The 4698-nt window shown below is 66.6% G+C and carries 1 protein-coding gene and 2 pseudogenes; 2 read left to right on the forward strand and 1 reads right to left on the reverse strand.

The features are described from left to right. Positions 1-37 precede the first annotated feature (37 nt). Positions 38-434: pseudogene (locus AB0873_RS31725) on the forward strand (transposase family protein); the annotation flags it as partial. Between the two features lie 276 nt (positions 435-710). On the opposite strand, the gene AB0873_RS31730 reads toward AB0873_RS31725, so the two are convergent. Further along, positions 711-3626: an AAA family ATPase gene (locus AB0873_RS31730; protein ID WP_366604410.1), complete on the reverse strand. Its 2916-nt coding sequence runs from the start codon at positions 3624-3626 to the stop codon at positions 711-713. Between the two features lie 356 nt (positions 3627-3982). On the opposite strand from AB0873_RS31730, the pseudogene AB0873_RS31735 reads away from it, so the two are divergent. After that, positions 3983-4268: pseudogene (locus AB0873_RS31735) on the forward strand (IS5/IS1182 family transposase); the annotation flags it as partial. Positions 4269-4698 lie beyond the last annotated feature (430 nt).

Genomic DNA, 4698 nt, shown 5'->3' on the forward strand with positions numbered 1-4698 from the left:
TACGACTGGCCCGAGCAACCCGAAAAGAAGGTAGGACCGCTACTCCACCAACCTGCAGATCGCCATCGACGCCAGCCACCCGCCTGGTCATCGCCGTCGGCGACCCGCAACCCGGCAACCGCAACGACACGACCGTCTACCGCACCTTGGGCATCGCCGAGAAGTTGGACGGGCGGCCGGTGATCGCCGACGGCGGCTACCGCGGCAACCCCGAGGTGATCATCCCGTACCGCAAGCCCTCCGACGGCACCGACCTGCCCGCCTGGAAGGAGGCCCTGAACGTCGAACACCGGACCGTTCGAGCAGGGGTCGAACATGCCCTGGCCAGGATGAAGTGCTTCAAGATCCTGCGCGACTACCGACGCGCCGCCCACACATTGGCCGACGCCGCTTCCGGCATCGCCAACATCCACAACATCATCCTCACCGGCTGACCACCGGCCGGTTGCCGGGCAACGCCTTCACCTCGTTACGAGACGTCCCTTAGCTCGTCATCGACCCCATTCACCGGCGACTGCGCCGGATCCTTGTTCGCCACCACGGCAGTATCCACGGCGGTCGTCATGTCAGTCATCGGTGTCTATTCCTTGATCAGGAGACACACCGTTCGTTGTACAGACCCGGAAGTAGGTCCGACCGTTACGGATGAAAGATCGGTCGTTGTGTGCCCTCGATCTGCTTGCCGTCGACGACTCGATAGGTCCTTCTGCTTAACCGCCGCCGCCCTCACTGGCCGGTGGGTGTGGCCGTGCCTCGAACAGCCGCATTCGGTAGGCCAGCGCAGCCGCCTCGCCCCGGTTGGTGACGTCTAGCTTGAAAATGATCCGGGAGACGTGCACGCTCGCTGTCTTGACAGATATGAAAAGCTCTGTAGCGATCTGTCGGTTGGTGCGTCCTTGGGTGACCAGTTCGAGAACCTCCATCTCGCGCTGCGTCAGGCTGAACGGGTTCGCGGATTGAACGGTAGCGGCGCCCTTGTTTGCCGGGTGAGGCATAACGATGCGGGCCCGTAGCGCCAACGAGTGACATTCGTCCAGCAACGGTCCCGCGGTGATGGTTGTCGCGAGTTGGATGGCCCGCGCCAGCCGCGCAGCGGCCAGCGTGCGGTCGCCGGCTGCCGCCGCGACCTCTGCCGCCTCTAGCAACGCAGCCGCCGTTGGATGTGGCAATCCGGTCTTTTCCCATGTAGAGAGCGCATGCTCCACGGCCGGGCCCCGCTCGGCCGCTTCAACCATTTCGGCGTTAAAGGAGGCACGATACGCCTCCTCCCACGGGGTGCGCGCGGGCAGGCGCTCGGCCGTCGCCATCAAACACTGCCGCGCCTCGCCGGTTGTGGTGAGATGCGGATCGGCCCGATGGAGCGCGCGTGCGCCGGCGTGCAGGACCGCCCACGCATATCGCGGCTCCAGGTCGGCTCGGTGGGCGTCGAGCGCCTTGAGCACCGCAGCGACCGCCTCCGCTGGGCGATTCCTAGCGAGTGAGACCTCCGCCTGCAGCCAGGTCTGCAAGTACTGCTCCCAGGGCGTGTCAAACCCATCGGGCACTAGATCCCGGGCCCGCCGTGCGGTGGCCTCGGCGTTGCCGATGTCGCCACGCAGCACCAGGATTTGGCCGCGCAGCCCGAGGAGGGCGGCGAGGTATCCGGCCGGTGGGACGAGCTCCTCGGCGTGGCCGAGCACCTCTAGTGCCTCGTCCCACTGTCCGACTGCAAGCATCGACTCGACCATATGGGTCGCTACCCGTACGCCGAGCGTGCGGGCCAGGCCCGTGTCGGCGGCCCGGCGCAGACCGCGTTGCGCCAGCTCGATCGCATCTGAATAGAGGCCCCGGGTGGTGAGGATGTCGACTTCCTCGATGTCAGCCCGCACCGCCAGCATGGGCACCCCGATGCGCCGCGACACTTCGCGCACCGAACGGAAGCCGTCGCCGGCCGCGTCGATCCGCCCTTCCTCACCGTCCATGCTCGCCAGCGTGGTCATCGCATGTGCCTCGGCGTACGGGTCGCCGGCTCGGTCTGCGGCGGCGAGAGCCTGTTCGACCAGGTCGCGGGCGCGCTTCAGATCGCGCTCCACGTAGCGCCGCTGCGCCAAGTAGGCGACCAGCCTGGCGCGTAGCGGGGTCGGCGGCTGGGCCGGCACCAGAGCGAGCGCCGCTTCTAGGTCGTCGCCCGGGCCCGGCAGGCCCAGGTACCGCAGGATCCGGGCTCGGCGCTCCAACACACGCGCCGCCACCACCGGCATCCCCGCCGCGTGGGCGGCGGCGAGAGCCTCCTCGGCCAGCCTCAGGCCATGCTTCGGCTCGCCGCTCTCGTGAGCAGCTTCGACGGCCTCGCACAGCAGCTCCGCCCGTGTCTTGCCGATCCGGTCCTCGGCGTCTGGTACCTGGGGCCACATCTCCAGCAGCCGTTCCAGCAGCCGCAGCTGAGCAGCGTGGGCGTAAGTCGCTCGCGCCGACTCCACGGCCTGCCAGGTGGCCGTGACCGCCCGGGGCAGGTCGCTCGCCGCGTACCAGTGCCGAGCCGCCTCGGCATGCGAGGTCACCTCGCCGAGATCCTCGGCGGCTTGGCCGAGGCGCCGGTGCAGCCGCACCCGTTCACCCGGCAGAAGCGCCTCGTAGAGAGCGTCACGGATCAGCACGTGACGGAATGCGTATCCGTCGCCGGTGGGCACCAGCACACCCGCGTGGACCGCTTCACGCAGCGCCTCCTCCAGGTCGACCTCATCACCCTGATCTCCCATGACCAAGTAGCTGTAGGAGGTCGCCGGTCCCACCACCGCGGCCAGCCGCACCGCCTGCTGAGCACGCGTTGATAGCCGTTCCACCGGCATCAGCAGCAGGTCACGCAAGGTCCCCGGGGTCCCCGTCGGCTCCGCCAGCACAGCTTGGACGAACAGTGGAACGCCCCCGCTGCGAATTGTCAACTCGCGCAGCGTCGGCGCCTCCAGACGGTGACCGAGGATGGCGGTGGCTTGCTCGGCAACCTCAAGATCGGTGAACCGGGCAAGCTCCACGACGGCAACCGTCTCGCTTCGGCGCACGTCCACCAGCAGTGGCCGAGCGGGGTGGCCGAACGGAAGGTCGCGATGGATGACTAGCGTCAGCACTGCAGCCTCATCGAGTGTTCGCAGCGCGAAGCGCAGCAGGTCCCAGGTTGCGCGGTCGGCCCAGTGCGCATCCTCAATCACCAACACCACCGGTCGATCGACAGCGAGCGCCTCGACGCAGCCGACCACCGCCGCGAACAGCCGAGTCCGAATGCCGTCACCGCCGGGAGCAACAGCGCCGAACTCGTGCGACAACAGCGCGAGATCGCCGGCCGCGCCGGCCGGCAATCGCTCGAGGATCTTATCGGCGCCGACCTGCCGCGCCGCCGAACGCAGCACGCCGACAAATGGAGCGTACGGCAGCGCGTCGTCGCCGGCCTCCAGGCAATCACCGACTAGCACCAGCGCGTCGTGGCGTCGCGAACAGAACTCCTGCACCAGACGGGTCTTGCCAATGCCCGCCTCACCGGAGATCAGCACGGCACCGGACTTACGCCCATCGCGCACCGTCGTGTAGGAGCTTTCGAGAACCTGCAAGGCATGGGCGCGGCCAACGAACGGGGCCGGCTGCGCTTCGAACACAGATGTACCCCCGCTTTCGTATTGCGGTCGTTACCCCCAGGTCAGCGACTCTCACAGCCGTGTGTTCGCAGCACATCGGGAATTTTCCCTATTCCCGCCGGACTAGGTCACGAAGGCGGCAATCCCGAGCAGCCACACCAGGTCGGCGGCAGTCACCGCAGCGATCGCCACGCAGACAGCGGCGAATCCGCCGCTCGCCACGGCCTACGAACCAACAGCTGACACAGAGCGTCCAACCGGCTGCAACGCTGCTACGAACGAACCACAAAGGTCAGACGCCTGCGTCGACCTCGCCGACACGATCATCACCTCCGTGGCCTGAGCCGGAGTCTATTGCCGTGGCTCTTGGGTAGGCCCTGTCCAAGACCTGGGCCGACGTCGGCTTTACCAACAAGGTCATCGAAGACGGCGCCACCCTGGGGATCGATGTCGAGGTCGTCGCCAAAGGCCCACACGTACGAGGGTTCTCGGTGGTCGAACGGCGTTGGGTCGTCCAACGCACCCTCGCTGGATCATGATGCACCGGCGCCTGACTACGAAGCCCTACCGAACAACTCGGCCAGCATGATCCGCATCGCGATGATCGACAAGCTCGCCAAACGAGTCACCCACGAAACCATCCCAATCTGGCGAGACACCTAAACACGCATCAGCCGCAAACGACCTGAATCAGACGCCGCCTTAAGGCCTCGTGGCGAATCTGATCGACCTTTCAAGCAAGAAAACCATGGCCCCTGGCGGGGCCACCCACAGGTGGGTGAAACTCGGTCGGCGGTGTCGCTCGCCGTCGCCGGTTGTGCTTGGTGCCCTCGCGGTGCCTGAAAGCAAGAATGGTGTTGGAGCCTGTCCCTGGTATCCCAGGTTGTTGCCCCCCGGTGCACGTGTCTCAGTGTCATGAGTCTATGACGGGCTCTGCGAGCGGCGCCGTCCCTGGTTTGTGATCGGGACGGAGGGGTTCGTTTGGATGTGTTGTACTTGCATGTCGCGGGGATCGATGTGCATAAGCAGCAGGTCACGGTGAGTGTGCGCACCCGGATCCGTGGCGTGCGGTGCGGCGGGAGAAGACCAGGAC

Source organism: Micromonospora sp. NPDC047707, from assembly GCF_040704235.1.
Lineage (GTDB): Bacteria > Actinomycetota > Actinomycetes > Mycobacteriales > Micromonosporaceae > Micromonospora.